This window comes from Mammaliicoccus sp. L-M44 (genome assembly GCF_022386355.1).
GTDB classification, from domain to species: domain Bacteria; phylum Bacillota; class Bacilli; order Staphylococcales; family Staphylococcaceae; genus Mammaliicoccus; species Mammaliicoccus sciuri_A.
In genome coordinates this window covers 1-3,840 of record NZ_JAJNIU010000045.1, presented here as the reverse complement: position 1 = coordinate 3,840, position 3,840 = coordinate 1, and the positions used below count along the sequence as shown (strand labels likewise).

The following is a 3,840-nucleotide window of genomic DNA, read 5'->3' as shown; positions in this document are numbered from 1 at the left end:
ACTTGATTTCTTTGTTTTTTCTCAGTATACTTTTCCATGTTATAACACATAAAAACAACTTAGTTTTCACAAACTATGACAATAAAAAAAGCAACTTTTTTTGGGTTTTAAGCCATATATACCAATGCTTTAAGGGTAACTATCCAAAATCGAAATAGTTACCCTTATTATCAAGACAAGAAGAAACTCGTTTTCAACTCGTTTCAAATTCCCAAGTTAGGAGGGATAAAATGAAAAATAATAATGTAACAGAAAAAGATTTATTTTATATTTTAGATTTATTTGAACACATGAAAGTAACTTATTGGTTAGATGGTGGCTGGGGGGTAGATGTATTAACTGGAAAACAACAAAGAGAACACAGAGATATAGATATAGATTTTGACGCTCAACACACTCAAAAAGTTATACAAAAATTAGAAGATATCGGATACAAAATAGAAGTTGATTGGATGCCTTCACGTATGGAACTTAAGCATGAAGAATATGGGTATTTAGATATTCATCCTATAAATCTAAATGATGATGGATCAATTACCCAAGCAAACCCAGAAGGTGGTAATTATGTTTTCCAAAATGACTGGTTTTCAGAAACTAATTACAAAGGTCGAAAAATACCATGTATTTCAAAAGAAGCTCAACTTCTTTTTCATTCTGGTTATGATTTAACAGAAAAAGACCATTTTGATATAAAAAATTTAAAATCAATAACATAATTGCTTTATTCCAATTGCTTTATTGACGTTGAGCCTCCGAACCCTTAACAATCCCAAAACTTGTCGAATGGTCGGCTTAATAGCTCACGCTATGCCGACATTCGTCTACAAGTTTAGTTAAGGGTTCTTCTCAACGATCAATAAATTTTCTCGGCATAAATGCGTCATTTAAAGCTAGTTAATCATCTATACTTAATTTAAAAATTTCTTCTTTCTTATCAGTTAATTCTTTAAATATAATTTTCGGCTTTTTTTCAGAAAGCAATATGTCAAAAGCCTCATTATAGATAGCTTTCGCTTCTTTAGATTTAGATATAGAAACTCTACTATAAATATTTCCTATCTCTTCAAGTAAACTAGCGCTTTTTTTATAGTAAACTAAGCCTTCTTTATTCGCTTCAAGGTCAACAAAACCATTTCTAATTCCATATTTTAAAGCGTAATAAAGTAAAATAGCCGAAAATATTATATATATAAATATCAAATTAATACCTCCTTTTTTAACAAACCTTATCACAATAGTTATTGCTTTACAGGTCTATTTTTCATCGTTATAATCTAGTTAAATCCCGTAAGGGCGCACTTATACGTTTGTTCCAAACGGTGCGAAAACCATAATCGACCTTCGTCGATTTTTTATTTCAAAATTAAAGAAACGGCTTGAGATATTCCGAGCAGTTATAAAAATTAATTTGTCTTGAATATTGCTACTACATTCTTGAAAAAGTGATGTAGATTTATAGCCCATAACTTTTTTGAATTCCATCGACGATACGGCGTCGAAAGAAAAATAAACAGACCGTACGAAAGAAAAAAGCTATCTCAAAATTGAGATAGCTTTTATTTTTTATGCCTTTATTTTGAATTTTAAAGGGTCATTTTAAAGAATTAGGGGTTATTTATATAGTTTTATACCTAAAAACCTATATCGGCTCTTAAAACGCAAATGAGAGCCAAATAAAAATAATTGCTTTTCACAAACAAAAATTTGAGCAAAACCAGTGACTAATTTTTAGACACTGCCCATCTACATGCAAATTTAAAAATTTGCATGAAAAGTGGATAAACGTGCCGTTTAATCGCATAGTTCCCGCAGGGGCTAAAAACATAAAAAAACGCTAGCTTTTTAGCTAACGTTTCACATTTTTTAAAAAATAATTTTGCTTTTCAAAATTCCAAATTGCAGTAATTGAATGTGCTTTTTCTTCTTGGTCTGTCGTTTTTTCTTCGTCACTTGTATTAATTAAATTGCCTTCTTCGGCATCATCTAAATTTAAAATTTTATGTTTTTGTTTAAGTAAACCACCGTAGCTTAGCATACGTTTTCGGTATAAACCATGTTCTAAATCTCTAACAATTTCTTGATTTTTTTCGTCATCATCAGTTAAAAAATCAGATGACTTAATCGAATATTTTGAGGTTTCTTTGATTGCTGCTTGAATATCTTTATCGCCTTTTTGGTTTGGTTTGATCGCCTTAATATTTGCCACCGGTCGATAATTAACCTGAAGTGCTTTTTGCCATAAATCGACCCATTCACTTTGAGTTATATAATTTTCTTTTTTTCTAAAATACGCATTTTCAACGCATAATAAAACGTGCATATGTTGGTTATAACTACCATCATTTTGATTAACCGTAACTTCCGTTGAACGCATAAAACCAATTAAATTTTTAGAAACTTTTTTATATCTAAACAACTTATGAAACGATTTAGTTAATTCTTTTAAACTTTGTTCTAAAGTTTCGCCATCTATCGCATTTCTCGTTGAAAGAGTTAAAAACAACCAACGTGCTGTCGGCTTTTCTTTAACCACTTCTTCAATCACTCTTTGAGCTTGATAACTATTTTTCATAGCACGCCTCCAATTACAAACAGGACACAACTTCGATTTACAAAACCATGTCTTATAAAGCTTTAAATAGCCCTCTTCTGTTGGTTTAAATGGTTCTGTTGCAAAGTTGAATTTATAGTATAATTTTAACAAAAAGGAGTCTTCTGTATGAACTATTTCAGATATAAACAATTTAACAAGGATGTTATCACTGTAGCCGTTGGCTACTATCTAAGATATGCATTGAGTTATCGTGATATATCTGAAATATTAAGGGAACGTGGTGTAAACGTTCATCATTCAACAGTCTACCGTTGGGTTCAAGAATATGCCCCAATTTTGTATCAAATTTGGAAGAAAAAGCATAAAAAAGCTTATTACAAATGGCGTATTGATGAGACGTACATCAAAATAAAAGGAAAATGGAGCTATTTATATCGTGCCATTGATGCAGAGGGACATACATTAGATATTTGGTTGCGTAAGCAACGAGATAATCATTCAGCATATGCGTTTATCAAACGTCTCATTAAACAATTTGGTAAACCTCAAAAGGTAATTACAGATCAGGCACCTTCAACGAAAGTAGCAATAGCTAAAGTAATTAAAGCTTTTAAACTTAAACCTGACTGTCATTGTACATCGAAATATCTGAATAACCTCATTGAGCAAGATCACCGTCATATTAAAGTAAGAAAGACAAGATATCAAAGTATCAATACGGCAAAAAATACACTCAAAGGCATTGAATGTATTTACGCTCTATATAAAAAGAACCGCAGATCTCTTCAGATCTACGGATTTTCGCCATGCCACGAAATTAGGGATATGTTAGCCAGTTAAGGGAACAACGACATGATAAAATGGTAGTTAGCTATATTTTTCTAACTTTGCAACAGAACCGGAATTTTTAAGTTCACAGATATTAACTTAGCGCGTGAGGCTAAAAATCGATTGATTCATGATTATATCGATCAACCAAAATATTCAAAAGCTTGCGCATCATTGGATGATGGATTCGAAGACGCCTTTCAATATACCGTACAAGGAAATTCCCACAATCGACTAAAGAGTACCAATCTAATTGAACGACTGAATCAAGAAGTACGCAGAAGAGAAAAGATTATTCGCATCTTCCCCAATCAAACATCAGCCAATCGCTTAATTGGAGCCGTTCTTATGGACCTACATGATGAATGGATTTATTCTTCAAGAAAATACATCAATTTTGATAAGTAGAAATGGTAAAAACATTGTATAGCATTTTACACAGGAGTCTGGACTTGACT

Annotated in this window: 4 protein-coding genes and 1 pseudogene; 3 read left to right on the top strand and 2 right to left on the bottom strand. The window is 31.7% G+C overall.

Features of this window, described 5'->3' with window-relative positions; genetic code table 11:
- Window positions 1-230: 230 nt before the first annotated feature.
- Window positions 231-716 carry a lincosamide nucleotidyltransferase Lnu(A) gene (gene lnu(A), locus LQ611_RS13665; RefSeq protein WP_001829870.1) on the top strand — a complete coding sequence of 162 codons (486 nt, stop codon included), beginning with the start codon at window positions 231-233 and terminating at the stop codon, window positions 714-716.
- Between the two features lie 178 nt (window positions 717-894).
- On the opposite strand, the gene LQ611_RS13660 is transcribed toward lnu(A), so the two are convergent.
- Together LQ611_RS13660 and LQ611_RS13655 are read right to left on the bottom strand one after the other, a co-directional pair.
- On the bottom strand, window positions 895-1,200 hold the full coding sequence (locus LQ611_RS13660; RefSeq protein WP_049427954.1) for a hypothetical protein: 306 nt from the start codon (window positions 1,198-1,200) through the stop codon (window positions 895-897).
- A 646-nt stretch (window positions 1,201-1,846) separates the two neighbouring features.
- Window positions 1,847-2,704 (bottom strand): protein rep, encoded by an 858-nt coding sequence (locus LQ611_RS13655; protein ID WP_462474656.1) that lies wholly within the window; start codon window positions 2,702-2,704, stop codon window positions 1,847-1,849.
- 15 nt (window positions 2,705-2,719) lie between these two features.
- On the opposite strand from LQ611_RS13655, the gene LQ611_RS13650 reads away from it, so the two are divergent.
- Window positions 2,720-3,394: an IS6-like element IS257 family transposase gene (locus tag LQ611_RS13650; RefSeq protein ID WP_001105984.1), complete on the top strand. Its 675-nt coding sequence runs from the start codon at window positions 2,720-2,722 to the stop codon at window positions 3,392-3,394.
- 63 nt (window positions 3,395-3,457) lie between these two features.
- Window positions 3,458-3,790 (top strand): annotated as a pseudogene (locus tag LQ611_RS13645) (IS256 family transposase); the annotation flags it as partial.
- Window positions 3,791-3,840 lie beyond the last annotated feature (50 nt).

Coding starts and splice junctions, on each gene's coding strand:
- LQ611_RS13650 (WP_001105984.1), top strand. CDS start 2,720: ATGAACTATTTCAGATATAAACAATTTAACAAGGATGTTATCACTGTA.